Origin of the sequence: Bacillus sp. AFS040349, assembly GCF_002577655.1 — a bacterium.
Taxonomy (GTDB): Bacteria; Bacillota; Bacilli; order Bacillales; family Bacillaceae; genus Metabacillus.
This window is the reverse complement of record NZ_NUMC01000099.1, coordinates 1-24,975: the sequence shown is the minus strand read 5'-3', so window position 1 is coordinate 24,975 and position 24,975 is coordinate 1. Positions and strand designations below refer to the sequence as shown.

Annotated in this window: 25 protein-coding genes, 8 tRNA genes and 2 pseudogenes; 12 read left to right on the top strand and 23 right to left on the bottom strand. The window is 36.0% G+C overall.

Annotated elements, in window-relative coordinates; translation table 11 throughout:
- Nucleotides 1-50: 50 nt before the first annotated feature.
- The gene (gene fabL / locus COD11_RS19735; RefSeq protein WP_098798585.1) at nucleotides 51-806 is read right to left on the bottom strand and encodes an enoyl-[acyl-carrier-protein] reductase FabL; all 756 of its coding nucleotides are present in this window, start codon (nucleotides 804-806) and stop codon (nucleotides 51-53) included.
- 129 nt (nucleotides 807-935) lie between these two features.
- On the opposite strand from fabL, the gene COD11_RS19730 reads away from it, so the two are divergent.
- The gene (locus tag COD11_RS19730) at nucleotides 936-1,160 is read left to right on the top strand and encodes a hypothetical protein (protein ID WP_098798584.1); all 225 of its coding nucleotides are present in this window, start codon (nucleotides 936-938) and stop codon (nucleotides 1,158-1,160) included.
- A 15-nt stretch (nucleotides 1,161-1,175) separates the two neighbouring features.
- Here the strand turns inward: COD11_RS19730 and mutY are convergent, their stop codons facing one another.
- On the bottom strand, nucleotides 1,176-2,276 hold the full coding sequence (gene mutY, locus COD11_RS19725; RefSeq protein WP_098798583.1) for an A/G-specific adenine glycosylase: 1,101 nt from the start codon (nucleotides 2,274-2,276) through the stop codon (nucleotides 1,176-1,178).
- 240 nt (nucleotides 2,277-2,516) lie between these two features.
- On the opposite strand from mutY, the gene COD11_RS19720 reads away from it, so the two are divergent.
- A complete protein-coding gene (locus COD11_RS19720) occupies nucleotides 2,517-3,497 on the top strand; it encodes a metal-dependent hydrolase (protein ID WP_098798582.1) in 981 nt (326 codons plus the stop codon).
- A 65-nt stretch (nucleotides 3,498-3,562) separates the two neighbouring features.
- Here the strand turns inward: COD11_RS19720 and COD11_RS19715 are convergent, their stop codons facing one another.
- Nucleotides 3,563-3,832, bottom strand: a complete 270-nt coding sequence (locus tag COD11_RS19715; protein ID WP_098798581.1) for a YfhJ family protein — start codon at nucleotides 3,830-3,832, stop codon at nucleotides 3,563-3,565.
- A gap of 104 nt (nucleotides 3,833-3,936) precedes the next feature.
- Between COD11_RS19715 and COD11_RS19710 the strand changes: the two genes are divergently transcribed.
- Nucleotides 3,937-4,104 carry a small, acid-soluble spore protein K gene (locus COD11_RS19710; RefSeq protein WP_483296304.1) on the top strand — a complete coding sequence of 56 codons (168 nt, stop codon included), beginning with the start codon at nucleotides 3,937-3,939 and terminating at the stop codon, nucleotides 4,102-4,104.
- 53 nt (nucleotides 4,105-4,157) lie between these two features.
- On the opposite strand, the gene COD11_RS19705 is transcribed toward COD11_RS19710, so the two are convergent.
- Both COD11_RS19705 and recX read right to left on the bottom strand, forming a co-directional pair.
- A complete protein-coding gene (locus COD11_RS19705; protein WP_098798579.1) occupies nucleotides 4,158-4,475 on the bottom strand; it encodes a YfhH family protein in 318 nt (105 codons plus the stop codon).
- Nucleotides 4,476-4,496: 21 nt separating this feature from the next.
- Nucleotides 4,497-5,294, bottom strand: a complete 798-nt coding sequence (gene recX, locus COD11_RS19700) for a recombination regulator RecX (protein WP_098798578.1) — start codon at nucleotides 5,292-5,294, stop codon at nucleotides 4,497-4,499.
- A 121-nt stretch (nucleotides 5,295-5,415) separates the two neighbouring features.
- Between recX and COD11_RS19695 the strand changes: the two genes are divergently transcribed.
- The 7 genes and pseudogenes from COD11_RS19695 to COD11_RS27690 all read left to right on the top strand — a co-directional run bounded on the left by COD11_RS19695 (nucleotide 5,416) and on the right by COD11_RS27690 (nucleotide 10,479).
- A complete protein-coding gene (locus tag COD11_RS19695; protein ID WP_098798577.1) occupies nucleotides 5,416-6,318 on the top strand; it encodes a TIGR01777 family oxidoreductase in 903 nt (300 codons plus the stop codon).
- A 68-nt stretch (nucleotides 6,319-6,386) separates the two neighbouring features.
- Entirely contained in the window at nucleotides 6,387-7,514 is a 1,128-nt protein-coding gene (locus COD11_RS19690; RefSeq protein WP_098798602.1) for an amidohydrolase, read from the top strand.
- A 542-nt stretch (nucleotides 7,515-8,056) separates the two neighbouring features.
- Nucleotides 8,057-8,614, top strand: coding sequence for a GNAT family N-acetyltransferase (locus COD11_RS19685; RefSeq protein ID WP_098798576.1), 558 nt, complete (start codon nucleotides 8,057-8,059; stop codon nucleotides 8,612-8,614).
- Between the two features lie 121 nt (nucleotides 8,615-8,735).
- On the top strand, nucleotides 8,736-8,864 hold the full coding sequence (locus COD11_RS19680) for a YfhE family protein (protein ID WP_098798575.1): 129 nt from the start codon (nucleotides 8,736-8,738) through the stop codon (nucleotides 8,862-8,864).
- Nucleotides 8,865-8,941: 77 nt separating this feature from the next.
- Nucleotides 8,942-9,136: a YfhD family protein gene (locus COD11_RS19675; RefSeq protein ID WP_098798574.1), complete on the top strand. Its 195-nt coding sequence runs from the start codon at nucleotides 8,942-8,944 to the stop codon at nucleotides 9,134-9,136.
- Between the two features lie 278 nt (nucleotides 9,137-9,414).
- Nucleotides 9,415-9,936, top strand: a pseudogene (locus COD11_RS27695) (peptidoglycan recognition protein family protein); the annotation flags it as partial.
- Between the two features lie 54 nt (nucleotides 9,937-9,990).
- Nucleotides 9,991-10,479 carry a peptidoglycan-binding domain-containing protein gene (locus COD11_RS27690; protein WP_483296305.1) on the top strand — a complete coding sequence of 163 codons (489 nt, stop codon included), beginning with the start codon at nucleotides 9,991-9,993 and terminating at the stop codon, nucleotides 10,477-10,479.
- A 199-nt stretch (nucleotides 10,480-10,678) separates the two neighbouring features.
- Here the strand turns inward: COD11_RS27690 and COD11_RS19665 are convergent, their stop codons facing one another.
- On the bottom strand, nucleotides 10,679-11,812 hold the full coding sequence (locus COD11_RS19665; RefSeq protein ID WP_098798572.1) for a DEAD/DEAH box helicase: 1,134 nt from the start codon (nucleotides 11,810-11,812) through the stop codon (nucleotides 10,679-10,681).
- A 656-nt stretch (nucleotides 11,813-12,468) separates the two neighbouring features.
- On the opposite strand from COD11_RS19665, the gene COD11_RS19660 reads away from it, so the two are divergent.
- A complete protein-coding gene (locus COD11_RS19660; protein WP_098798571.1) occupies nucleotides 12,469-12,666 on the top strand; it encodes a hypothetical protein in 198 nt (65 codons plus the stop codon).
- Nucleotides 12,667-12,725: 59 nt separating this feature from the next.
- Here the strand turns inward: COD11_RS19660 and COD11_RS19655 are convergent, their stop codons facing one another.
- The 6 genes and pseudogenes from COD11_RS19655 to COD11_RS19630 all read right to left on the bottom strand — a co-directional run bounded on the left by COD11_RS19655 (nucleotide 12,726) and on the right by COD11_RS19630 (nucleotide 19,131).
- Nucleotides 12,726-13,919, bottom strand: a complete 1,194-nt coding sequence (locus COD11_RS19655) for a class I SAM-dependent rRNA methyltransferase (protein ID WP_098798570.1) — start codon at nucleotides 13,917-13,919, stop codon at nucleotides 12,726-12,728.
- Nucleotides 13,920-14,025: 106 nt separating this feature from the next.
- Nucleotides 14,026-14,994, bottom strand: a complete 969-nt coding sequence (locus COD11_RS19650; RefSeq protein ID WP_098798569.1) for a sugar phosphate isomerase/epimerase family protein — start codon at nucleotides 14,992-14,994, stop codon at nucleotides 14,026-14,028.
- A gap of 76 nt (nucleotides 14,995-15,070) precedes the next feature.
- A complete protein-coding gene (locus COD11_RS19645; RefSeq protein ID WP_098798568.1) occupies nucleotides 15,071-16,084 on the bottom strand; it encodes a Gfo/Idh/MocA family protein in 1,014 nt (337 codons plus the stop codon).
- 5 nt (nucleotides 16,085-16,089) lie between these two features.
- Nucleotides 16,090-17,119, bottom strand: a pseudogene (locus tag COD11_RS19640) (Gfo/Idh/MocA family protein).
- 61 nt (nucleotides 17,120-17,180) lie between these two features.
- Nucleotides 17,181-17,903 (bottom strand): ThuA domain-containing protein, encoded by a 723-nt coding sequence (locus COD11_RS19635; RefSeq protein ID WP_098798567.1) that lies wholly within the window; start codon nucleotides 17,901-17,903, stop codon nucleotides 17,181-17,183.
- A gap of 193 nt (nucleotides 17,904-18,096) precedes the next feature.
- Entirely contained in the window at nucleotides 18,097-19,131 is a 1,035-nt protein-coding gene (locus tag COD11_RS19630) for a LacI family DNA-binding transcriptional regulator (protein ID WP_098798566.1), read from the bottom strand.
- 429 nt (nucleotides 19,132-19,560) lie between these two features.
- On the opposite strand from COD11_RS19630, the gene COD11_RS19625 reads away from it, so the two are divergent.
- Nucleotides 19,561-19,734, top strand: coding sequence for an asparagine synthase (locus COD11_RS19625; RefSeq protein WP_098798565.1), 174 nt, complete (start codon nucleotides 19,561-19,563; stop codon nucleotides 19,732-19,734).
- 37 nt (nucleotides 19,735-19,771) lie between these two features.
- Here the strand turns inward: COD11_RS19625 and COD11_RS19620 are convergent, their stop codons facing one another.
- The 11 genes from COD11_RS19620 to COD11_RS19570 all read right to left on the bottom strand — a co-directional run bounded on the left by COD11_RS19620 (nucleotide 19,772) and on the right by COD11_RS19570 (nucleotide 24,944).
- Nucleotides 19,772-20,890, bottom strand: coding sequence for an NAD(P)/FAD-dependent oxidoreductase (locus COD11_RS19620; protein ID WP_098798564.1), 1,119 nt, complete (start codon nucleotides 20,888-20,890; stop codon nucleotides 19,772-19,774).
- Nucleotides 20,891-21,200: 310 nt separating this feature from the next.
- On the bottom strand, nucleotides 21,201-22,175 hold the full coding sequence (locus tag COD11_RS19615; protein ID WP_098798563.1) for an NAD(P)/FAD-dependent oxidoreductase: 975 nt from the start codon (nucleotides 22,173-22,175) through the stop codon (nucleotides 21,201-21,203).
- Between the two features lie 16 nt (nucleotides 22,176-22,191).
- On the bottom strand, nucleotides 22,192-23,514 hold the full coding sequence (locus COD11_RS19610; RefSeq protein ID WP_098798562.1) for a cytochrome P450: 1,323 nt from the start codon (nucleotides 23,512-23,514) through the stop codon (nucleotides 22,192-22,194).
- A 438-nt stretch (nucleotides 23,515-23,952) separates the two neighbouring features.
- Nucleotides 23,953-24,026 (bottom strand) — tRNA-Arg (locus COD11_RS19605).
- Nucleotides 24,027-24,044: 18 nt separating this feature from the next.
- Nucleotides 24,045-24,135: transfer RNA gene (locus COD11_RS19600), tRNA-Ser, on the bottom strand.
- Nucleotides 24,136-24,147: 12 nt separating this feature from the next.
- Nucleotides 24,148-24,222: transfer RNA gene (locus COD11_RS19595), tRNA-Asn, on the bottom strand.
- A gap of 21 nt (nucleotides 24,223-24,243) precedes the next feature.
- Nucleotides 24,244-24,317: transfer RNA gene (locus COD11_RS19590), tRNA-Ile, on the bottom strand.
- A gap of 4 nt (nucleotides 24,318-24,321) precedes the next feature.
- Nucleotides 24,322-24,395: transfer RNA gene (locus COD11_RS19585), tRNA-Gly, on the bottom strand.
- A 15-nt stretch (nucleotides 24,396-24,410) separates the two neighbouring features.
- A tRNA-Cys gene (locus COD11_RS19580) sits at nucleotides 24,411-24,484 on the bottom strand.
- A gap of 10 nt (nucleotides 24,485-24,494) precedes the next feature.
- Nucleotides 24,495-24,569, bottom strand: a tRNA-Gln gene (locus COD11_RS19575).
- Between the two features lie 299 nt (nucleotides 24,570-24,868).
- Nucleotides 24,869-24,944: transfer RNA gene (locus COD11_RS19570), tRNA-His, on the bottom strand.
- Nucleotides 24,945-24,975 lie beyond the last annotated feature (31 nt).

Sequence of the window (24,975 nt, the reverse complement as noted above, 5' to 3'; positions counted from 1 at the left end):
TAAATTAAATTTTTATTGAGACTCTAAGCCTTTAGTGCTCACGTTTCAGCCTAAACGAGCAAAGAACGGCCCCCATCAACAATAAGCGTTTGACCTCTGATCATTGACGCTTTGTCCGTTAATAAAAACTCAATAGCATTAACCATATCTTCTATTTCAACCATTCTTCCTGCTGGAGTATTCTTCCTTGCATCCTCCAATAGCTCATTACGGTTCGGGAAATGCTTTAAAGCATCCGTGTCAACAGCTCCACCTGAAACGGCATTTACAATAATGTTTTTCGGGGATAATTCTACAGCTAAGTATCTTGTAAGAGCTTCTAATGCTGCTTTAGAAACACCAACTGTTGTGTAGTTTTCTAAATATCTAATCGAGCCAAGTGAGCTTGTACTAACAATGAAGCCCCCTCCATTTCTCTCCATTAGTTTTGCCGCTTCTTGTGCACAGAAAAGAAGAGCTTTACTATTAATGTTCATTGTCCAATCCCAATGACTTTCTTCTAATTCCATTGCAGGCTTTTGAACACCTGATGCTGCATTATTTACAAACACATCAAGTCTGCCAAACTCCTCATCAATTTGTGAAAATAACTCTTTTATTTTTTCCGGCTTTCCTACATTAGCCTTAACCGCAATAGCTCTTACGCCCAATTTTTCAATTTGTTCAACTACCTCTAATGCAGCCGTTTTGCTTCGTGCATAGTTCACAACAATGTTATAACCTTTTTCTGCCAAACGAATGGCTACTGCTTTTCCAATTCCTCTACTACTACCTGTAATAAGTGCTACTTTATTTTCTTGGGTCATTTTGTCAACTCCTTAAAATTAAACAATCGAATAGATGTTATTATTGTATCAGATAATATAATGAAACTTCTATGAGATAGAAGTCTTGATGAAAAAGAACACATCTCGTCATTTAGAGGAGGATGTTTTATGTATGTTGGTCGTGATATGACTGAACTATCGATGATGTCAAAGAAAGAGTGGAAAAAAGAAGAACTTGCCCACTTCCACCACTCTCTTCAACAAATGGTTCCTTATCTTAATGTTGAAGGACAAACCATTCACCGTGAAATTATTGAAGAAATTGAAGCTCGTGGCGGCTTAAAAAGAAATGAAGCTGATTATACTCATGGAACTAGAGTTCAATATGATTAAAACCTTTGGGTCTGACTAAGATTTGTCAGACCCAAGGTATATTTTATATATTTTTTGATGTGATACAGGAAAGGCGTACTTTTCTAGCTCTTTTTCTGTTACAGCAATAAGTTGATCATTTGGAATGTTGTTTACTTCACCAATAAAAATAGATATATTCCAAATTAAATGTGAAAAAACATGTTCTACAGTACCGGATAACTCTAAAAGTTCAACATCTGCACCATAAGTTGAAAGTAAAAACTCTTGGAGCTGCTTCCTATAAGTGTTACCTGCTTCTTGTTGAACTTCCATATTAGGATATTCCCAAAGGTTGGCTAACAAGCCTGTAGAAGACCTTTTATGAATATACAATCTTCTATCCTGATCATATAAAACAGCTGCCGCCATTTGAAGCGGTTTTGGTTTCTTTTTCTTACTTTTAATCGGGAGCTCAGCTTGAACCCCTTCTTCAAAAGCAGAGCAATGTTCCCTAACAGGACATAAAAGACATGAAGGGGAAGTAGGTGTGCAGATTAGTGCACCCAGCTCCATCACTGCTTGGTTGAATGATGAGGGATCTTCCTTTGATATTATCTGATAAGTTGTCTCTTCAAAAATCTTCCTTGTTTTCGGTTTTGCAATATCATCCCAAATGGATAAAATTCTCGAGAAAACCCTCATCACATTACCGTCGACAGCTGGTTCCGGAATATTATAAGCAATACTAAGAATCGCTCCTTTTGTATAAGGACCTACTCCCTTCAGCTTAGAAATTTCTTCAGGAGTATTAGGGACAATACCCGAATAAGATTCATTCACTTCTTTAACAGCTGCATGAAGATTTCTAACCCTTGAATAGTATCCAAGTCCTTCCCAGGCTTTTAATACTTCTTCCTCATTTGCAGCAGCCAAAGCTTCTATTGTAGGAAATTTATCTATAAATGCATTAAAATATGGAATAACAGTATCAACTCTTGTTTGCTGAAGCATAATCTCTGACACCCAAATTTTATAAGGATCTTGGTCTTTACGCCAAGGTAAATCCCTTTTTTCGGCTAAATACCAGGTGATTAAATCTTGTTGAAATTCTTGAATCGAAAAATCCTTTAATTTATTTTGTAGTTCATTTACCATTAGATTTTTCCTCCAGATGTTAAATTACAGGTTAATCGGGAAAAGATAATAATAAGACAATATTTATTAGAGGCTCTCTCCCCTAAATATAGGACAAGACTTATTATTATATAACGATTTTAAAAATCAAGAAAATTATTCACATTGGACAATATTGTCACATATAAATTCAAGGAATCTTTAAGGATTTTTCTCTCAAAGAGATCTTCCTCTTGAGCCATTATAAGGAGGTACATGATTTTGGATACAGGAACTCATGTGGTTATGGGAATAGCCTTAGGTGGCTTAGCCACTCTCGATCCCGCAGTTGGAATAGATAACCCAACTGCACAAGCAGTTATGTTCGGTACAATTATCGGATCACAAGCTCCTGATCTTGATACAATATTAAAACTTAGAAACAATGCAAAATATATTAGAAACCATAGAGGAATTACCCACTCCATTCCTGCTATCTTACTATGGTCATTTTTAATTACTGGATTGTTAACAATTTTTATTCCTGAGAGTAATTTACTCCATCTGTATCTTTGGACATTACTCGCAATTGTTCTGCACGTTTTTGTAGATATATTTAATGCGTACGGAACACAGGCACTTCGTCCATTTTCAAAAAAGTGGATTGCCCTTGGAATTATCAATACATTTGATCCTTTTATCTTTTTTACACATGTAGTAGGAATTATCATTTGGGTGTTAGGTGGTCATCCAGGCTTCACCTTTTTAACTGTTTATGCCATATTGATTGCCTATTATATCATTCGTTTTATCATGCAAAGAAATATTATCCATCGATTGCATAAACTCATCCCTAATATAGAACAAATCATTATTTCACCTACAATGAGGTTCAGACAATGGCATATTGCCATTATGACGGATAAAAACTTTCACGTTGCCAGATCTGTTAATGAAGAAATCATTATATTAGATGAATTTGAACGTGTACCTGTACCGCAGACTGATGTGATAAAGGCTGCTGAAGATGATGATAATATTTCTGCCTTCTTATCTTTCTCTCCTGTTTATCGTTGGGAGGTTGATGAATTTACTGATCATTATGAGGTAAGATTTATTGATTTACGATATCGAAGTAAAGGGTATTATCCCTTTGTAGCAATTGTGCAGCTTGATCAAGACTTAAATATCGTCAGCTCCTATACTGGCTGGATTTTTAGCGAAGAAAAATTACGAAAAAAGTTGGAGCTTATACCTGATTAACGATTAAAGGCTGACATCATGTCAGCCTTTCTTATTTAAACAAACGTTTAATTAATTAAGTTCATTTAATGTTTTAGGTGGTCATCATTGTTCAATAAGTGACTATATTTAGGGTTTGTTGCTATGAAATCATGAAGTTTGTCACCATAATGGATAATTAACTGTCTAACAACCTGTTCGGTCATTTCTTTTCCTTTGTAAGTTCTTCCAGCCTTTGCTTGGGTAGATTCGAAATCTTCCCATAACAGCTCCACCCATGTTCTTGCTTGTGCATACGAAAGGCTAGTGTTTTTACTTAATAACTCATTTGTTAATCGCTCAAAGTATTCTTCCATAATTATCACCTCTAGGTAGGATTCGTTACTAATATTTAGACTCTACAGGGCCCATACTATAAATACGCTTCAATGATTGAAGCAAATGATGAATGGAGGGGATTGTGTTGCGTAACAAAGAATCAGGATTCCCAAATATGAATAACAACAAATTTGAAGGCGAACCAAGAGCGAAGGATGAGTTTGCATCAAAGCGAGCAAATGGCACGATTAATACTCATCCACAAGAACGAATGAGAGCATCTGGCCAACGAGAAAATCCTTATTCTTAATAAACACAATCATTTTTCTTAAAACAAATAGTTAATGGGGCTGACAGGTATTGTCAGCCCTTTAGTAACATTGATATTGGCAGAGCTTCTTCATGGTCTGGTGAAGCCAACCGATACCCCCATGCAAAGATCCCATTCATATAATTTATTTTAAAGAATTCACCAGGTGCACCATCAATTTCATAAACTTCTTCAGACTTAAACTCTTTTGGATCAAGAAGATATGATTTTGCCATTGTAATTTTCCGTTCTAATACAGCAAACTCATTAACAATTCCTAACTGCTCTGCTTTCCTAGCTTTTTCCTTCAATGTTGCAATTTCACTTTTCAATTCATACTCAGTCATTTCACTATAGCGCTTAGTATTCACAACCATTTCCCCTTGCTTTAATTATTCATTTAAAAACTTTTTAATTAGTTCTATCGCAAAGCCTTTTCTGTATAAAAACTGTTTCATTTTCATTTTGTATTGATAAGGATCTTCATTTTGATATTTTCTCTGAGCTTTTTCCGCATGCTTAACTAACGCTAACCACTCTTCAGATTCATCTTGCTCATAATCGACTTCCTCTAACGCAATTGAAATGATGTTATAGGAAAATCCTTTTCTTAGTAGATGCTGCTCAATTTTTTGCTTAAGCTGAATGGTTGAAAGTTTATTATTTTTTTTCAAGAGTTTTTCAGCATGAGAAATGGCCTCTTCAAGCTGCTCTGCTTTACTATATTCCGCCAAGACCTGTTCTACTATAGATTGTCCAATTCCTTTCGTAGCCAATTCACGAGTTAATATAGTAGGACCTTTCCCATTTGTTTGCTTCTGAGTCCGCACATAGGCTAGTGCAAATTCAAAATCATCTACATAGTTATATTCTTTTAATTTAAGGATAACTTCCTTTATGACCGATTCATGATATTCTTTTTTCGCCAAATATTCCTCTACTTCTTTAACTGATCGCATACGATAACTTAAGAACTCTAACGCCTTGTTATAAGCCTTTTTTCTATCATCACCATATTTTATCTCAACAATATCAAATTCATCTAGTTCTTTGCCTTTTTGGAGATTATGTTTGATTAAAATATCTTGATCAACGCTAAAAGCATACTTTTCCCCCGTTCCATCATCGAGGAAAATATTGTATCTTTCATCAGATTGCTTTTGTGTAGTAATTTTTGTAATAATTGCCATGTTAATCACCTACTCATAACTTGTTATAACACATTCAAATGAGGTTATTTTTTTAAAAAAGGGTATAAATGAAAGAGATACGTCACTCTAACATAACGATTCATTAATAGGAGTTGATTTTATGAAAATTGCCATCTCAGGTGGAACCGGCTTTGTCGGGAAGCATCTAACCCAACATTTTTTAAGCAAAGGTTCCTCTGTTTATATTTTAACACGAAGTAAAAAAACTTCTTCAGAAAATAACCTGCATTACGTTCAGTGGTTATCAGAAAGCTCAAACCCAACCTCCGCTTTGGAAGGTGTTGATGTAGTAATTAATTTAGCCGGAAAAACCATTAATACCAGATGGACAGAAAAGGCAAAAAAAGAGATCGTAGATAGTCGCGTCGAGTCTACTAAAGCCATATATTCTATAATAAAAGGCCTTAAAAAAAGACCGTCTGTTTTTATAAATGCAAGTGCAATTGGAATATACGATACCTCTGTAGACCAAACTTTCACAGAGACATCTACTATCAAGGGAACAGATTTTCTAGCAAAGACTGTTGAGGTTTGGGAAAAGGAAGCGAACAAAATGAACGAGCTTGGTGTAAGAACCGTTTTAACAAGGTTTGGGATTGTTCTTGGAGAGGGAGGAGCACTACCAAAGATGGTATTACCTTATAAACTATTTGCTGGCGGTCCACTGGGTTCAGGCCAACAGTGGGTATCTTGGATTCATATCGATGACCTGGTTCATCTTATTCACCATATTATCCACACACCACAGATTACAGGCCCTGTAAATGCAGTGGCTCCAAATCCGGTGCAAATGAATCAGTTTGGAAAAACAATTGCAAAAAAACTACAACGTCCACATTGGTTGCCAGCTCCTTCATTTGCAATAAAAGCTCTGTTAGGTGAAATGAGTCTCTTACTATTAAAGGGCCAACGGGTGTTGCCTGAAAAGGCATTAACAAGTCAATACCAATTTATATACCCCTCCCTTGATAAGGCATTGGGTGACATATTAAAATCTCAATAATGTTGACTTTTCTGACGGTTGAACTGTAGATAAAAAATTATTTTAAGAGAAAGAGAATGAAGCCAGCTATGAAATCTACACTTTTTAAACAAGCAACAGTTTATCCTGTTGTTTCACCAGTATTGTATGAGGCAGATGTTTTAGTTGAAGAGGGTAAGATTGTCGCAATTGGCAAAAACATAGACACAAACGGAGAAGCTGAGACCATTATATGTAAAGACAAATTTCTTTTCCCTGGATTTATTGATGTCCATACACACCTAGGTCTTTATGATGAAGGTACTGGCTGGGCAGGAAATGATGCAAATGAAACGATTGAGCCTCTCACGCCACATATCAGAGCATTAGATGGAGTACATCCATTAGACCCAGCCTTCAAAGATGCAATAAAGTATGGCATAACAACAGCTCATGTTATGCCCGGCAGCGCTAATGTTATAGGGGGTACAACCTCTGTTATTAAGACATTTGGAATTAACATTTCTAAAATGGTTATTCAAGAAACAGCAGGCTTAAAAATTGCTCTGGGGGAAAATCCGAAGCGTATGCATAGCCACGGGAACAAAGAGTCCATTACCCGAATGGGAATTATGGGGATGCTTCGTGAAGCATTCTACAAGGCAAAGTATTGTGATGAAAAAGAGGACTTCCGCTCAATCCCAATAAAAAAGGCATTGCGACGTGAAATACCAGTTCGTATTCACGCTCATCGTGCAGACGACATTATGAGTGCGATCCGATTCGCAGAGGAATTCAATCTAGATTATCGGATTGAACATTGTACAGAAGGACATTTAATTGCTGAAGAATTAATCGGGAAAGGAGTAAAAGTATGTGTTGGACCTACTTTAACAAGAAAATCTAAGATTGAATTAAAAAACAAAAGTTGGTCAACATACCATGAGCTTTCTGAAAGAGGTGTAGAAGTTTCCATTACAACCGATCATCCTTATACCCCAATTCAATACCTTAATCTTTGTGCAGCATTATCTGTTAGAGAAGGGTTTAACGAGCAAAAGGCATTGGAAGGTATCACCATTACAGCTGCACGTAATTTAAGAGTTGCAGATAGGGTTGGTAGTATTGAAATTGGTAAAGATGCTGATTTGGTGGTTTGGAATACTCACCCTTTTCATTATTTAGCAAAACCTGAACTAACGATGATTGATGGGAATATCGTATATAAAGAAAACTAGTTAAGATTGACTTGCTCTGTAATAGCAAAAACAGAACAATTATTTTTTTACACTGAACAGATAAAAACCGACAAAGAAATATTATAGCGATATCATTTTCCCCCTCATTCTCTTTATGATAACCCGGTTATTTTCACTGCTCTTTAGTAAAGGGTTAAACCGTGTTATTTACTACACATTGTTATCAGAATATTTTACCAAAACTCAAAAAAAGCACATCTATCAACTACTATTTTAAGATACAAAAAATTTTTTTTGAATTCGACAAAAAAGGAGTATCTTTTTCATATAAAATGCCGTATTATACTCCATGGAAGTAACATTAAGAAGTGATTTCACACCATTGTCTTCACTTAATGAAAAAGCAAATATGAACAACTAAATCTAGTAATGGGAAGGCAAATGGTGCGCCACCAGCTATTCTGGTTCTAGTGGGTTCGATTCCCACCCCGAAATTTTTTGAATGTAAGGCAACATAAAAAATTTCGAGGGTGGAGACGACCATATCACGTGGAGTCTGCCCTCAGGTTGGAGGGATCCAGATGCTAAAAAAACGTGATATTTATGATAGTCAAGCACTTTATGAACACATGATTCACCCTGAAGTCTTCCCTTTTGTGCGTCATAAAGCAAATTCTTTTGAAGAATATTTATTCCTAACAAAACAAACGGTTGAGGCTGAAGAACGAGGTGAATTGATTTCACGTACCATATTAGATGAATGGGGATCTCCAATCGGTACAATTAGTTTGTTTGATATTCAAGACAAGGCAGGTTTTCTTGGAACTTGGATTGGAAAGCCATTTCATGGTAAGGGCTACAACAAACTTGCAAAAGATGCGTTTTTCAATGAACTATTTTATGAACTAGATATTGAAATGATTTTCTTAAGAATTCGCAAACAAAATATTCGCTCAACAAAGGCTGCTGAGAAGCTTCCTTACGTAGTAAATGCAAATGAAACAAGAGCGCATTTGCTTGAGCAAATAAACAACGGCGAAGATATTTTTAACCTTTTTGAAATTTCAAGAGACCAATATACAATTTACACATATCACAATGCTTCTGAGTCTGAAGAACAACAACTTAAGGAAGCTTAATAACCACAGGTGAAATTCAAATGAATTTCACCTGTTTTGTATTTTTCACCTCTTATTGTATGAATAAACTTGATGATGTCAAAACTAATGATGAATACTACATTTTGGAAGGATGATTATGATGGCATCAGAAAAAAAGAAAAGAGATAAATCAAAAAGTACTCTTTCAAGTATGCAAGAAGTAACATATTCTCGTGAGTTCAAAAATGCCGATCGAGCTGGTGGATACATAAGTAAACAAAGACACTAACTTCCAACATGAAATGATGAAAAAAAGCCATCCTAATATTGAACAAGATGTTCAATATTTTTAGGGGGGCTTTTTTCATGGGCAGAGGTCATAAACATAATCATAAAGCACGAGACAAAAACTCTTCATCACTTCCACAAACACCTAAAAACTTAAAAAGAGATGGAATTGACCAGGAATTTTCAAGGGAATTAGCTGACCAAGACGACATTGAAGCTCAAGCAAGAGCAAAAGCAGCTGATCAAAGACAACGCGCTAATAGAAATTTATAATACGTATGCTGAAAAGGAAGTGGGAATCCCCACTTCCTTTTATTTTTCGTGGATAATTTGTGGATATTTCAACCTGAAATTTGTGGATAATGTGGATAAACATGTTAGTATCTTTGTTTATAGTGCTAAATTATCCACAATAACTGTTTATATCCTAAAAATAACGAATGTTTATTTTGTGGATAACGTAAATAATTTAATTCTGTTAACAATCATATGCCTATTGACATATACTGCAATGTAGTCGTTTGTATAAAAATAAGACAGGGGTGTTATAGTTGGCATACGAGATTACACAGGATTATATTCGTACTGGAAACTCCCGCTCTGGACAACGTATTGGTACAGTACGCTTTATTGTTAGTCATGATACAGGAAATCCAGGCTCTACTGCTTATGGAAACCGCAACTACTTTGATACTCAGCAACCATCCGCTTCTGCCCATACCTTTATTGATGATAAATATATTTTAGAAATAATTCCTTTAACTGAAATTGCTTATCATGTTCGTTCGAATGTAACAACTGATAACAGGCTATTTGGTGCAAATGCCAATAGTGCTGCAATTGGAGTGGAGTTATGTCATGGAGGTACAATCAATTTTCAAGAAGCATATAATCGCTATATATGGTATCATGCCTATCTTTGTGACAGATTTAATTTAGATCCTAATTCAGATATTGTTGCACATGCCACACTTGACCCAGCAAGAAGAACTGATCCAATTGGGATCTTACGTAGTAACGGTATCTCTTGGTCTATGTTTATTGAGGATGTATCCGAAGCACTTGCTAATTTTAATGGTACAGTAACTGTTAATCCACAGGAACAAAGTGAACCTCGTCCTACTCCAGTGGTAAAGGGAACATCTGTTACTTTACCGATTGGTGAAGGTGCTTCCGGCTCATTTGTTCGAGATATTCAACAACAACTGATAAGAGCGGGTTACCGTTTACCCCGCTACGGTGCAGACGGAGTTTATGGTGAAGAAACCGAAAATGCAGTAATGAGATTTCAAAGAAGGTTTAATTTAGCTGTTGATGGTTTAGTGGGACCAAATACACTATCTAAATTACAACAAGTAAATCAACAAAGAATTTCCGCACCTGATTTCCCTCTACCATCAGGAGTTCTTCGACGTGGAAGTGAAGGAGAAGGAGTTAGGCAAGTTCAACGTGCATTAAAGCAAATCAACTTTGATCCAGGTCAAATTGATGGTATATATGGCCCTAGAACAGAAGATGCAGTAAGAAGATTTCAATTAATGTACGCAGCTCTTGCCGATGATGGAATATACGGTCCAAACACAAGAAAATATATACGAATGGAATTAGAAGATTAGTTCATTAAAAAATGAATAACAAATGGGATTAGAACATAAAGTATTACTACATCACAGAATATACAACAGGCTAAGAAATCACGTTGCTCATATAGAGTGGCGTGTTTTCATTTTTTATAAATTAAAGTTCCCAATAACTTATTTCTTCCAAAACATCAAAAAAGATCTAACAACCAAGTGTTAGACCTTTTTCTTAATCTTATACTTCAGTCAATTCTCCTCGATATAGCTCATTCTTTCTAACAGTAATGTTTAACTCCTTTGCCAGCTTCCTTAATTCCCTTTCTTCCCGTTCTGTCACGATCGATACAACAGTTCCTGAAGCCCCTTGTCTTCCTGTTCTTCCAGATCTATGTACATATTGAGAGCTTGTAGATGGTAAGTCATAATGAATAACATGTGTAAGTTCTGCGATATCCAAGCCTCTTGCAGCAACATCTGTTGCAAGTAAAAGTCCTTGCTTTTCAGTTCGAAGACTTTTTAACGCAGCTTCTCTCTCCTCTTTTTTAGTGTCACTATGCAAAAGGTGTACATCCACTCCTTTGTATTCGAGTTTCTCACCTAATACACTCAAATTTCCAATATCCTTTACAAATCCTAATGCTTTCATAGGAATATTCTTCACGAGCTTTTCCAGTATAAGTGCTTTTTCTCTTTGTTCACAAACAAGATAAACATGATCAACTTTTCCAGTTGGTACTTCTTCCTTTCCAATTGTGATAATCTCAGGATCCTTTTTCATTAGATCTCTTGCTTTCGATTCTGTACTTTCATTTAAAGTGGCTGAAAAAAGTACTACTTGTCTTTCATTAAGAGTTGTTTTCACAATATCTTGTATTGTTTTTTTGTGTTCAGGAATTAAAAGCTGATCTCCTTCGTCTAGAACAATCGTCTTTACTTCATGCATTTTTAATTTTTTCATTTTTATTAATTCAGAGATTCTTCCTGGTGTCCCAAGGATGATTTGTGGACTCTTTTTCAGCTTATCTACCTGTCTTTTTACATTTGCTCCTCCGATAAAGGAACCACTTGTAATCCCACTACCCTCTGACCATTTCTTCACTTCATCGAAAATTTGCATAACAAGCTCTCTTGAAGGAGCTAGTATAACAACTTGTGCCGCTTTTCTATTCACATCAATTTTATTTAATAATGGTAGCACGTACGCTAATGTTTTCCCTGTTCCAGTTGGGGATTCGGCAATCACGTCTTTTCCTTCAAGTATTTGTGGAACGGCTTTAAGCTGAATCGCCGTAGGATTCTCAAAATCTGCTTTTGACCAATTAGATTGAATAAATGGCTCAAGCTCTTGTAAAAAATTCTCTAGTGTCATAAGTGTAACTCTCCTTTACATTTACCGCTTTATGTAACTATTATGATTAGACTGTTTGTGCACACACATTCAGTTGATCTCATTATTTAAAAAGTAATAATAATCGTATTATTCCCTTTTTAGCTATCATTTAAAAAGTCAGTATTATAAGTATAGCCTTTTTTCTCTGAAGAGAAATAACCATTCGTCATATTTCCCCAGAAATAATTTTATTTCTACAAAATTTACTCTATATCATTTTAATACATTATCTATCTAAAATTCTCTTATCTTTTTATGTATAGAAATCTCTCAATCAGGGAATAGTGATAGTATCCCCCCCTTTACTATATATTGAAAAAACCTCCTAATGGAGGTTTTTTTCGTTTTGCTCCTGAATTGTCTATTTTTATTTCATTCTTATAAAGTTTTCACTAGATTTTAAGTCTTCATGAAATGATGGGAATCCTCCCTAACAAATGTCGATTTACGGACATCCCTTAACCATATTTCTTTCCAAAATGACACCTTCTTTATTTTTTTTGCATTTTATGTTTACATCACACCTAAATAGGGTAATACCCCACTAGCATCAACAAAAAACTTCATACTAACAGTGTTCGATAGAGCATTTATATAAGAATTTGATTATAACTTAAGAAAAGGTGGGCTCTCCAATGGTTAAGGAAATTCAAATTAAAAAGATGAATGAAATTAACGACGAATTAGCAGCTATTTCAAGTGAATGTGAACGTGCTTTTTCGGAATGGTTTCATGATCGAGGTAATTCAAAACTATTAAAAGAATATCGCTCACTTCTCGGTAAACGTGAAGACATCATAAAAGAATACAAATCATATCTTATTATTAACTAATTCATTCACTTTTTACTTACTATACTTGGCTAACAAGAACAAGTTCTTGTTAGCCAAGATTAATTTTTACTTAATATAACTACTTTTAAATAATTTCCTTCTTTAAATTCTCGACGCGTCTTAAAATCAGCTGGTAAACTAAATTCCTCAAGAATCGTGTACGCTTCTCTACTTTCTTTAAAAGCCTTATCAATAAAACTTTTAAATTTCTTCATATTAAATGTGCTGCAATTGGATGAAGCCACAATAATCCCCTTTTTAGAGGTAATTTGGATTGCTTGCTTTAATAAATCAGGATAATCCTTACCAGCACTAAATGTATGTTTTTTAGAGCGGGCAAAGCTTGGAGGATCTAGTATGACCATGTCGTAATTCAACTTCTTTCTAACAGCATATTTAAAGAAGTTAAATACATCCTCTACTATAATATCTTGTGCCTCATAATCAATTTCATTTACACTGAATTGTTCTATTGTTTTTGCTTTGCTTCGGTTAGCAAGGTCAACACTTGTTGTTTTAACGGCGCCTCCGAGTGCAGCAGCAACAGAAAAAGCCCCTGTATAAGAAAAGGTATTTAAAACATGCTTCCCTTCTGCATACTTGTCACGTATGGCTTTTCGGACATCTTTTTGATCCAAAAATACACCAACCATTGCTCCATCATTTAAATAAACAGCAAATTTAATACCATTTTCTTTTACAATAAGAGGGAAATTTGCTCTTTCTCCAATAACAAAGTCGTCATCCTCAATATATGTTCCTTTAACATCGAATCTCTTCTTTTCATAAACACCTTTGAAAACCACAACTTTTTGCAGGGCTTCTATTATGTCTTTTTTAAAGTGATAAATTCCTTCACTATACCAGGTGATTACGTAATAACCATCATAATGATCAATCGTTAATCCACCAATTCCATCACCTTCACCATTAAAAATCCGAAAAGCTGTTGTATTTTCATCTTGATAAAATGACGAGCGGGCATTTATAGCTATGTTTAATTTATTCTCAAAAAAGGATTGATCAATCACTTCATGTTGATTATTCGTTAAAATCCATCCTCTACCTTTGTTTTGTATTCCATAGTATCCTTTAGCTAGGAAACGATTGTTTTCATCAAACAAATCGAGAATTGCTCCCTCTTCTTGTAAAGCATTTATATTTTTTATGGCTTCTTTATTGATTAGTGGATATCCTGATCGAAATTGATTAACAAAATTAGATTTTATTTGCAGTTTTACTGTTTTATTCATCTACTCACACCTATTTTTTAATTTCCGTCAAACGAATCTATTCCATCATACCGATCTTTTCACAAAAAAGAAAACCCCTCTTTAAAAGAGGGGCTAGAAAATACCTTTATACCCACCACATTTGTGATGGCTGCTCATTAATTAAGACAGATTTTAAATTAGTAACAGCACGCTCAAAGCCTTCATCGATAGACATGATTGGATCTTCATGTTCAATACTTACAACATAGTCGTAACCATAAGTACGTAGAGCACTCATTATGTCATTCCACTCTGTTAGACTGTGACCACAGCCAACAGATCTGAACGTCCAGGCTCTTGTTTGAACTTCACCATATGGCTGCATATCTGTTAATCCATACATATTGACATTATCTTGATCAATATAAGTATCTTTTGCATGGAAATGATGAATAGCATTAGCTTTACCTAAAATTTTAATCGCTGCAACCGGATCAATTCCTTGCCACCAAAGATGACTTGGATCTAGGTTCGCACCAATTGCATCACATGTCGCTTCACGAAGCTTTAGCATTGTATATGGTGTATGTACTAAAAATCCACCATGTAACTCTAAACCAATTTTCACATTATGCTCTTTCGCATACTGTCCTACTTCTTTCCAATATGGAATTAACTTCTCCTCCCATTGCCACTTTAGCACATCGCCATATTCGTTTGGCCAAGGAGTAACAGGCCAGTTCGGATATTTTGCTCCCTCATGGTCACCAGCAGTTCCTGAAAATGTATTAACAACAGGTACATTCATTAACGATGCAAGTTTGATTGTTTTCTTTAGTGTTTCTTGAGATTCTTGAGCAAATTCCTTATCTGGTGAAATTGGATTACTATGACAACTGAATGCACTAATAACTAAATCCCGCTCTTGTATTTTTCCTAAGTACTCATTACGTTTTTCTTCACTCTCAAGTAATGCATCCAAGTCACAATGAGAACCACCTGGATAACCACCAGTTCCAATTTCAACTGCCTGCAAACCGGAAGCTTTTACTCGATCTAACATTTCCTCAAAAGATTTATCATTAAATAGAACTGTAAAAACACCTAATTTCATTGAAAGTCCTCCTTTAGTATTATCTTTACTCATGAATATCCAGAGGATTCTAGACATTCATGAGTTTACTTCTTCATTATTTTGACTCTGCTGATTGATAGATTTCATCAATAATTTGAGAAACCTGCAAAGCTTCTTCTGGTTTTACAACAAGCTCAGCTCTTCCTAGACATGCATCAAGAAAGTTCCTAGCCTGAGATAGACCAGGATCATCCTCACCAGAAATCCATGCAGCTTGACTGTTTATAAGCATGTCATCTTTCGCCGCATAAAACTCCAGAGGGAAAACACTTAATCCACCATCAACACCTGATATACTTACGTGCTCTTCATCATCCAATATATTTGCAGCCCATGACGTTTCTAGTAATAAAGACGCCCCATTTTCAAACTTAATGTATGCTGTTACATGGTCGTCTACATTAAATGTTTCATGGTCAAAACTACCCCATTGATTAACCGAATTAGGTTGTTTACTTAATGCATTGTACGTACTTCCATTAACCTCAACGTACTTAGGACTTCCCATTAACCAAATAGCCAAATCTAGCAGGTGACATCCATAGTCAATTAAGCTGCCTCCACCTTGGAGTGATTTATTTGTAAACACACCCCAGCCAGGCACCTTTCTTCGTCTCAAGGCTCTAACTCTTGTTACAAGTGGAGTACCTACATCTCTCATCATTTTCTTTGCTGCCTGTGAATTTTTCATAAAACGATAATGATAAGCAATCGCTAATACTTTATTTGTACGATTCGAAGCTTCAAGCATAGCTTCACATTCTTCTGCTGTAAGTGCCATTGGCTTTTCACATAGAACATGTACTCCTGCTTCTAATGCTGCAATCGTAATTTCCGCGTGAAACTTATTCGGTGTACAAATAACGACAGCATCAACATGTTGAAACATATCCTGATAGTTTTCAAATACCATCTCAATTTTAAATTTCTCAGCTGCTTCCTGTGCTCTGTCTTTGTTAACGTCACTTACAGCTGATATTACACAATCCTCAAAGCCTTGAAAAGCTGGGATATGTCGGCCTTGTGCAATACCACCGACTCCGATTATTCCAATTTTTAGATCACTCATTCTCATCACTCAAATACTTTTGCAATTGTTTTTGTTTCGTTTGATTTAAGTGCAGCAATGATAACAGCTAACGATTTCATACCTTCTTCTCCAGTAATTAGAGGTTCTTTATCTTCGACAACACTTGAAATGAAGTGATCAATAACATGTGAAGAGTTTTGACCGCCTTCATCGTTTGATTGAATTTTTCCAAGCTCATATTTAACTACTTCACCGTTTGTATATTGAACAACTAGTGAATAAGCTGGATTATCCTCTAAACGAATAATTGCCTTCTCACCATAGATAATCGTTGAGTTATCTTCTTTTGCAGTGTAAGACCAGCTTGCTGCAAGTGTTCCAATAATTCCACTTTCCGTTTTAAGGGCACAAACAGCCGTGTCATCAACATCAGCAAACTCTTTAGCAGATGTTTCAATGAATGCTCCAACCTCAACAATTTCTTCTCCAAGTAAATAGCGCATTAAGTCTGTTTTATGAACACCTAAGTCACCCATTGCTCCGATATATGCTTTTTCCTTTTCAAAGAACCAGCTATCTCTACCATCTTGGCTCCAGCCTTCTGGACCAGGATGTCCAAAAGCTGTTCTAAAGCTGTAAATCTTCCCAATAGAACCGCTTTCAATTAATTCTCGAGCAAGTTGATGTGAGCGTACAAAACGCTGATTATGAGCAATCATTAGCTTTTTATCATTTTTCTTAGCAGCTTCAATCATTGCATCTGCTTCTTCTTGAGAAGTTGCCATTGGCTTTTCACATAATACATGAAGACCATTATTTAGAGCTTCAATTGTTACAGGTGCATGCAAGTAGTTAGGTGTACATACACTAACAACATCGACCTCTCCACTATGGATCAGCTCTTTATAATCAGTAAATGCTTTTGCACCATATTTATTCGCAATTTCTTTCACACGATCTTCTACAATATCACACAGCCACTAGCTCTACATGTTGATTTGACGCATATTCAGGTAAGTGACGATACTGAGCAATACTTCCACAACCGATTACACCAACTCTTAATTTTCCCATTAATAATTCCTCCTAATATGTGAAATGAATTTTTCTTATTTTTTATAAAGTAGGTATTATCTTACTTAGCTGAGATTGTTTCTAAAGGCTTCGCATTTCCATAAACAGGACGTTTACGGTTAACAGGCTTTACATATTTAACAGCATTTTTTATTACAGTTTGTACTTGCTCGTTATGGTATGTTGGGTATGTTTCATGACCTGGACGGAAGTAGAATATCTTGCCATTACCACGTTTAAAAGTACATCCACTTCTAAAGATCTCTCCACCCTCAAACCAGCTTGTAAAGATCAACTCATCCGGTGTAGGAATGTCGAAGTGCTCACCATACATTTCTTCTTTTTCAAGTTCAATATACTCTCCAATTCCTTCTGCAATTGGATGACTAGGATCTACAACCCAAATTCGTTCTTTATCATCAGCTTCACGCCATTTTAAATCACAGCTTGTTCCCATTAACTTTTTGAAAACCTTAGAAAAATGTCCTGAATGCAACACAATAAGTCCCATTCCATCTAACACTCTTTGCGCAACCTTTTCGACGATTGAGTCTTCTACTTCATCATGTGCAAGATGCCCCCACCAAACGAGTACATCAGTATTTTCTAAAACCTCATCTGTAAGTCCGTGCTGAGGCTCATCTAATGTAGCCGTTTTCACTTCATTGTTGTCTTGTTGTAGAAAATCAGCAATAGCACCGTGAATTCCTTTTGGATAAATCTCACTAACTACGGGATTTTTCTTTTCATGTCTGTTTTCATTCCATACTGTAACTTTAGTCATTGTATTCATCCTAATCTATTCGTATTTTTTATCATGATGTCATAGTTATATCATTTATCATATACAAATTTTTACTAGTTATCTGTTAAACTTATCTCTTGAATACCACTCCATTTATTACATCTAAAGTAATGGAGTTAGTGAACCGGTTAACAAACCAAACAAATTATTTCGATTAGATGAGTTCACCTCCTTAAATGTCTGACTTTTCTTTAGTTGAATCCCTGACAACAAGTTCAACAGGGAGCATGATCTGCTCTGTGTGTACATCCTCACTTTCAATCACAGTGATACATGTTTCTGCTGCAATTGATCCTTTTCGAAAAACATCCTGACGTATTGTCGTTAAGCTCGGTGAAGAAAATTTACTAATCATCAAGTCATCGAATCCAACAATTGCATAGTCTCCAGGAATTCTTTTTTTATGATCATTTAGTGATTTAATGATTCCTAATGCAGTAATATCAGAAGAGGTAAAAATACCTGTTATATCTTGTTTTTTCATTAACTCTAATCCAATTGAATATCCATTTTCAAAGGTGTTTAATTTTCCTTCAACAACCATCTCTTTTTTAAAAGGAATACCAGCTTCCTTAAGAGCCCGTTTAAAACCTAAAAAACGTTGACCGTCGACCGCACTATCTATTTTTCCATTTGGTACAAAGCAGATTTGAGTGTGACCAATATCGATTAAATGCTTTGTGCCCAAATATCCACCTAGCTCGTCATTGATGCGAATATTATGATATGCATTAGCATACTCCTCAAACGAATCGACAAACACCAGCGGAATAGATAGCGGTTTCATTTTTTCGAATACATTAACAGGAAACTTCCCTAAAACCAAAAGGGCATCTAAGTTTCGCTTCATGATCCAGTTTTTGCATTCCTCCGCTTTAGATATACCGGAGATAACAAAATCATATCCATTTTTCCGGCAAGTATATTCAACACCACTTAACAATTCGCTAACATATGGATTTTCCTTTAAAATCGGTGCTAAGGTATCTTCAACTAATGGCATAATCACACCAATCATCTTGGACTTTCTTTTCGATAAACTTATAGCTGTAAAATCCGGTTGATAGTTTAATTGTTCAATAGCCTGTAACACACGATCTTTCGTTTCATCCGATACCTTGTTTACTCCATTGAGTACGTATGACACAGTAGCGGCCGAAACTCCAGCATGTTTAGCTACATCACGTATTGTAATTTTTTGATTCATATTGCCTCCCGGTTAAACGGTTAACTTATGATGTCATTATATAATGTTGGGTGAAAAAAGATCAAGGGGTATATAAAAATTTTTATTCTAGTTGTCTAAAATTATGTACTTATTCAATACAAATTCTTCCATTAAAAATCTTAAATCTATCATGTATAAAAAGAGCAAAAATGGCAAAGATGATACTATTAACTTACTAGATTGCGAGGAAATAAACATGATAAAAAAATTCTTACCGGCTGTTTTGCTAATCTTTTTTACCTTTGTAGGCTTTAGTGTTTACTTTTTATATCAACTAAGTATTTTCACTTTAAAAGTAATGGTTTATACCATTTAAATTAAAATGATCCCTTACATAAATCCCCTTGTAATGCACACACTAATCGTGGTGTTTATTACACCAATAACAACGATGTGGGGGAAAATGACATGAATATTCGTGAAGGATTAATACCAACTGCATTAGGTTCAGCTGTTACTGCTACTGGATATGCATTAAAACAAAGACGCGGTTCTAATAAAATGGTCGCAAATACTGTTTTTGGTTTTGGTCTTGCCCACGTAGTATTAGGTGCCATTGACCTTGTCCAACATCGACGTTAACAAAAAAAGGTGAGCTAAATGACGGCTCACCTTTTTCCTATTCCATTGCATTTTCAGGGCTATATAATTGAAGCTCTAATTCAGTTTCTTTTCCCATAGCAAGATTAGCAAGCTCTAAACCAAGAAATGGACCACTCGTTAATCCCGAAGCCCCCAATCCATTTGCTACGATTAAACCTTCATATCCTTGTATAGGACCAATAACTGGAAGAAATCCAGGTGTAAATGGACGGAATCCCACTCTTGTTTCAACCATAGTGCTTTCATCTAATCCTGGTGCTACCTCGAGAGCTTTACTTAATATTTCATGAACTCCACCTGCTGTTACACGAAGGTCAAAACCAACATCATCCTCATGTGTTGCACCTACAACAACTCTACCTTCTTCAAAAGAAAGAATATATTGATTGTTAGGTGGCATCACGACTGGCCAAGAGCTTGTATCTGTGTTCTCGAGATGAAGATGAATAATTTGTGCTTTTTGTGGCCTAACGCTAAAGTTTATCCCTAATGGACTTAATAACTCCTGTGACCAAGCCCCTCCGGTTATAATGACTTGATTAGCCTCAATAACTTGTTTATTAACATGAACACCAGTAATACGTTTTTTATCTTGAACTAATGAAACTGCATTTTCTTCAATAAAAGTGGTACCGTTCTTTTTTGCTGCCCTGACTAATGCTAAACGAATTGCTCTTCCATTGACCCGTGCTCCCCCACTTACATGAACAGAACCGTATTCTGAGGATAGTGGTGGAAATAAAGACTGTGTTTCTTCGGGTGATAATATGTTAATTTCACCAATTTCCGGTGCATCTTCTCTTCGCTTAGCAGCTCGTTCTGCCATTTTTTCAAGCTTTTCTGGGTCTTTATGAAGACTAATTGCTCCAACTTTGCTATAACCTGTTTCTGTTTCACCATCATCTTCTAATTTCTTTATTAATTCCGGATAATAGCGAGCTCCACCTTTGACCATTTGATACCATGCTTTGTTTCGACGCTGAGACAACCATGGACAAACTATTCCAGCGGCAGCATCTGTTGCCTGTCCCTTATCTTTTCTATCTATAACGGTTACTTGAGCACCAGCTTTAGCTAAATGGTAAGCAGCTGATGCACCGAGAATCCCCGCTCCAACCACGATATATTTCTTCAATTAAAACACCTTTTTCTGCATCCTTTTTTACTATTTTACCTAAGTTTATCGGATGACTCAATTCGAGTTAGTTCAAAAGCATTTTAAAAGGTGTTTATTCGATACACACCTACCTAGTCTAGACTCTATATCAATAAGTTAATACAATCCTTACAGTTAAAATAATGAAAGTGAAAAAGCCTACTTGATTTTTGATCATTTTGCCAGCTCCTTTACCTTTTGTTTTGTTATCTTCAATATACAAAAGGTAAAAGATGTATTCCACATTCATGTTATAAAATGTAACGATAAAATTCAGAAAATTATAAATTTAACCTTTCAAACGTCTTGCCATCTCTTCTCCTACTGCAACCCCTGAAAGAAATGCACTCTCAATCCTTGTTTTCCCACTACGATCGTCTTTATGTAAAAATACATCACCAGCCAAAAATAAGGGAAATATTTGTTCAAGATCTAAGTAAGGCTGTTTTATCGTTGAAACCGCTTCTGAGTATCTCCACCTCTTAAGCTGCAGCTCTACTATATTTTGTTTCTGTAAGGAGGATGTTAATTTATCTAAAAGAAGTGTTTCAATTTCATGATCTTCTAAGTGATTATGATCTTTTGCCCATTTTCCTGTTGTGTATATGCTAAGGATTGTAAAATTTGAAATACCCTTTTTCTTATGATCAACAATTCGATCAACTCCATCAGGCAAGTTTTCATTAAGAAATCCTGTCTCTGGGAGATGAGATGAATTAGTTAAGGAAGCCAATAACACAAAGCAAGGATTATACGTAATCCTTGCTAGCATCCCATCTAAAGTGTGATCTATTTTTAGATTTTTAATCAGGTCTGTTGATTGTGGTACTGGAGCAGTTAAAATTACCGCTTTTGAAGAAATTCTTGTATTACATTCAGTTAATAATAAGTAATGGTCTTCTGCTTTATGAATGTTAATGATTTTTGTATTTAACATAACTTGCAGGTTTTCACCAAGTTTTTTGACTAAATTGTTCATACCGTCATTACTTTTATAGCGTGAGTAGGTTTTACCAAACCATTTGCTTACATAACCATTTTGCTCCCACTCTTCCACAAAGGATTGGAATAACTTTGTTCGCACTGTAAAGAATTGAGCTCCATGATCAACCCTTCCTTCTCCAATCCGTCTTGTTGCCATTCTTCCTCCTAGACTTTTTCCTTTATCAATGACCAACACATCTTCTACACCATTTTCATTTAGAGTTCTTGCAGCCATTACCCCTGTAAGACCACCGCCAATAATTACTACATCTCTTATCACACTTTTCCCCCCTTAGTTACCTTTCTATGATCTCCATCTTAAGACCACCTTTTATTCGAAGTGAAACAAGTGGATCAGGTATAGCCTGTTCACCTTCAATATGTTGAAATTTATATTTTCTCCCTATAATCGCTAATATTAAAACCGTTTCCATAACGGCAAACTTATATCCGATGCAGCTTCGGGAGCCCCCTCCAAAGGGAAAATAAGCAAATGGAGGAAGTGTCTCATTAGAACCACTCGCAAACCGATCTGGCTGAAACTCCTCTGGATGTGGAAACATCTCATGATTACGATGAATGGCATAAGAACAAATCATAAAAGTGCTTCCTTCTTTAAACGTCTCCCCTAATAACTCCACATCTTTATCTGCCTCTCTGTATATAAGCCAAGCAGGTGGAAACAGGCGAAGAGCTTCTTTCATCATTTGCTGAGTATATGCTAGCTTACTATAAACTTCAAATGGTGATTCTTCCAATAATGAAATAGCATCAATTTCTTCATGAAATTTCCGTTCTACCTCAGGATTTTGACTTAGAGCATAAAAAATCCACGTTAGTAAATTGGCTGATGTTTCATGACCTGCAAGGAGCATTGTCATCATTTGATTCCGTATTTCTTCATCAGATATTCTTTCACCAGTAGCAAATGTTGTATCTAACATCATCCCAACCATTGTCTTTTGGTAGTTTTCCGGATTTTCCTTCGCTTGCTTGATAATTTCATAGATCATGTTTTCAAGCTTAGAAATCGCCTGTTTATGTATTTTATGTCTTTTCGTTGGAACATTTAACGGTAAAATAACAGGTGATAATAAGGTGTGAGCTGTCTGCTCAATCGTTTCACTAACAGCTTCCGCTAGCATCTCTTTGCTTTTTTCTAAATCTGTTGCAAACATAACTTTTGAAATAATTACTAATGTTAACTGCATCATTTCATCGCTTAGGTTGCAATTCTTCCTGTGCTGAAGAGTTTCTACAAGCTTCTTCGTTTCCTCAACCATTGTCATCGCATAATGATTTAAACGTTCTTTATAGAAAATCGGCTGGTAATAGTTTTTTTGTCTTCGATGCTCTTCCTTTTCAGTAGTAAGAAGTCCATCACCAATCGTTCGCCTTAGTACTTTTGTTGTCCGTCCCTTTCGAAAATAAGAATCCTTTGTCACTAATATCTCCTTAACAAAATCAGGTGAATTTACAATATAAGATGGTTTAAATCCTGTTCGCAGCGAAACAACCTCACCCTTATCGATCATGTTTAAAAAGAAAGCAAGAGGGTCTTTCTGAAATTGAACAAAGTTTTGAAGTCGTGGAGTTGTAATGTCCTTTACTCTACTCATATGAGAATTCTCCTTAGATAAACGGTTTCTTATTATTGTATCTAATTTATGGATAAAGAATAAGCGACAATGTGTTATGATATTGTCCTCAACTTCCAGAACAAATAGGTATTCATAGAACAAGCTATAGTAACAATTTATTTTAAAGGATGGCTACATGCAGAATCCTATGAGTTTTTTTAAATCACAAAAATGGATTTCCCTTTTAGGCAATGCCCCAAACCTTAATATATTTCATTATCAAATTGTCCAACCAATCATTGAATCCGAAAATTTTGCACTTTACATAGATACTCCAGAACTTGTTACCAATAGTACTAAGGAATTTTGAGGAGAGAAAATTAAGTTAAATATTGAAGAACGAAGTAATATTTTTTAAACCTTTAAATTTTATAAACACAAAAAAACTAACCCTATTTTGGGTTAGTTCCGAGATTACGCGCCTTAGAGGATTCGAACCTCTGACCGACGGCTTAGAAGGCCGTTGCTCTATCCTGCTGAGCTAAAGGCGCATTATATATATGTATTTCTGGCGGAGAAAGAGGGATTTGAACCCTCGCGCCGCTTACACGACCTACACCCTTAGCAGGGGCGCCTCTTCAGCCTCTTGAGTATTTCCCCACATAATAAAAATGGCTCCGCAGGTAGGACTCGAACCTACGACCGATCGGTTAACAGCCGATTGCTCTACCACTGAGCTACTGCGGAACAACTATATTGTACTTATGATGGGCCTAAATGGACTCGAACCATCGACCTCACGCTTATCAGGCGTGCGCTCTAACCAGCTGAGCTATAGGCCCATAATGGAGCGGGTGAAGGGAATCGAACCCTCATCATCAGCTTGGAAGGCTGAGGTTTTACCACTAAACTACACCCGCAAATAAAAAGTGTCCTGGAGGCACCACCCGGATTTGAACCGGGGATAGAGGTTTTGCAGACCTCGGCCTTACCACTTGGCTATGATGCCTTAAAATAAATGGCTGGGCTAGCTGGATTCGAACCAACGCATGTCGCAGTCAAAGTGCGATGCCTTACCGCTTGGCTATAGCCCACTGAAGTTGCTTCATGTGCAGCTTCTTCGAATCTGCTACATGAATCCTCATCGCAAGAGGATATTCTGGGGTATTTCTGCAGGAAATATCACGGAATATCGTCGACTACTAGGTATACTTTCAACCTTAATCGGTGTCGATCACTTCATATTCCAAACTTTCTACACAAAAATAAAAGTCTCGTGCTCTACACCAGCAAGAGGATATTCTAAAGGGAATATCGTCGACAACTAAGTGCTTTTAAGCATCTAAAATTACTAAGTAACAAGATACTAAGCAACGATGTCTGAATATACAATTGGGGCGGCTGATGGGAATCGAACCCACGAATGTCGGAACCACAATCCGATGCGTTAACCACTTCGCCACAACCGCCACTAAAAGGGAAATGGTGGAGGGGGGCAGA

What these genes read in the sequence shown, in the direction of transcription:
- fabL (WP_098798585.1), bottom strand. Translation starts at nt 806, where the DNA reads ATGACCCAAGAAAATAAAGTAGCACTTATTACAGGTAGTAGTAGAGGA.
- COD11_RS19730 (WP_098798584.1), top strand. Translation starts at nt 936, where the DNA reads ATGTATGTTGGTCGTGATATGACTGAACTATCGATGATGTCAAAGAAA.
- mutY (WP_098798583.1), bottom strand. Translation starts at nt 2,276, where the DNA reads ATGGTAAATGAACTACAAAATAAATTAAAGGATTTTTCGATTCAAGAA.
- COD11_RS19715 (WP_098798581.1), bottom strand. Translation starts at nt 3,832, where the DNA reads ATGGAAGAATACTTTGAGCGATTAACAAATGAGTTATTAAGTAAAAAC.
- recX (WP_098798578.1), bottom strand. Translation starts at nt 5,294, where the DNA reads ATGGCAATTATTACAAAAATTACTACACAAAAGCAATCTGATGAAAGA.
- COD11_RS19695 (WP_098798577.1), top strand. Translation starts at nt 5,416, where the DNA reads ATGAAAATTGCCATCTCAGGTGGAACCGGCTTTGTCGGGAAGCATCTA.
- COD11_RS19690 (WP_098798602.1), top strand. Translation starts at nt 6,387, where the DNA reads ATGAAATCTACACTTTTTAAACAAGCAACAGTTTATCCTGTTGTTTCA.
- COD11_RS19685 (WP_098798576.1), top strand. Translation starts at nt 8,057, where the DNA reads ATGCTAAAAAAACGTGATATTTATGATAGTCAAGCACTTTATGAACAC.
- COD11_RS19680 (WP_098798575.1), top strand. Translation starts at nt 8,736, where the DNA reads ATGGCATCAGAAAAAAAGAAAAGAGATAAATCAAAAAGTACTCTTTCA.
- COD11_RS19675 (WP_098798574.1), top strand. Translation starts at nt 8,942, where the DNA reads ATGGGCAGAGGTCATAAACATAATCATAAAGCACGAGACAAAAACTCT.
- COD11_RS19665 (WP_098798572.1), bottom strand. Translation starts at nt 11,812, where the DNA reads ATGACACTAGAGAATTTTTTACAAGAGCTTGAGCCATTTATTCAATCT.
- COD11_RS19660 (WP_098798571.1), top strand. Translation starts at nt 12,469, where the DNA reads ATGGTTAAGGAAATTCAAATTAAAAAGATGAATGAAATTAACGACGAA.
- COD11_RS19655 (WP_098798570.1), bottom strand. Translation starts at nt 13,919, where the DNA reads ATGAATAAAACAGTAAAACTGCAAATAAAATCTAATTTTGTTAATCAA.
- COD11_RS19650 (WP_098798569.1), bottom strand. Translation starts at nt 14,994, where the DNA reads ATGAAATTAGGTGTTTTTACAGTTCTATTTAATGATAAATCTTTTGAG.
- COD11_RS19645 (WP_098798568.1), bottom strand. Translation starts at nt 16,084, where the DNA reads ATGAGTGATCTAAAAATTGGAATAATCGGAGTCGGTGGTATTGCACAA.
- COD11_RS19635 (WP_098798567.1), bottom strand. Translation starts at nt 17,903, where the DNA reads ATGACTAAAGTTACAGTATGGAATGAAAACAGACATGAAAAGAAAAAT.
- COD11_RS19630 (WP_098798566.1), bottom strand. Translation starts at nt 19,131, where the DNA reads ATGAATCAAAAAATTACAATACGTGATGTAGCTAAACATGCTGGAGTT.
- COD11_RS19625 (WP_098798565.1), top strand. Translation starts at nt 19,561, where the DNA reads ATGAATATTCGTGAAGGATTAATACCAACTGCATTAGGTTCAGCTGTT.
- COD11_RS19610 (WP_098798562.1), bottom strand. Translation starts at nt 23,514, where the DNA reads ATGAGTAGAGTAAAGGACATTACAACTCCACGACTTCAAAACTTTGTT.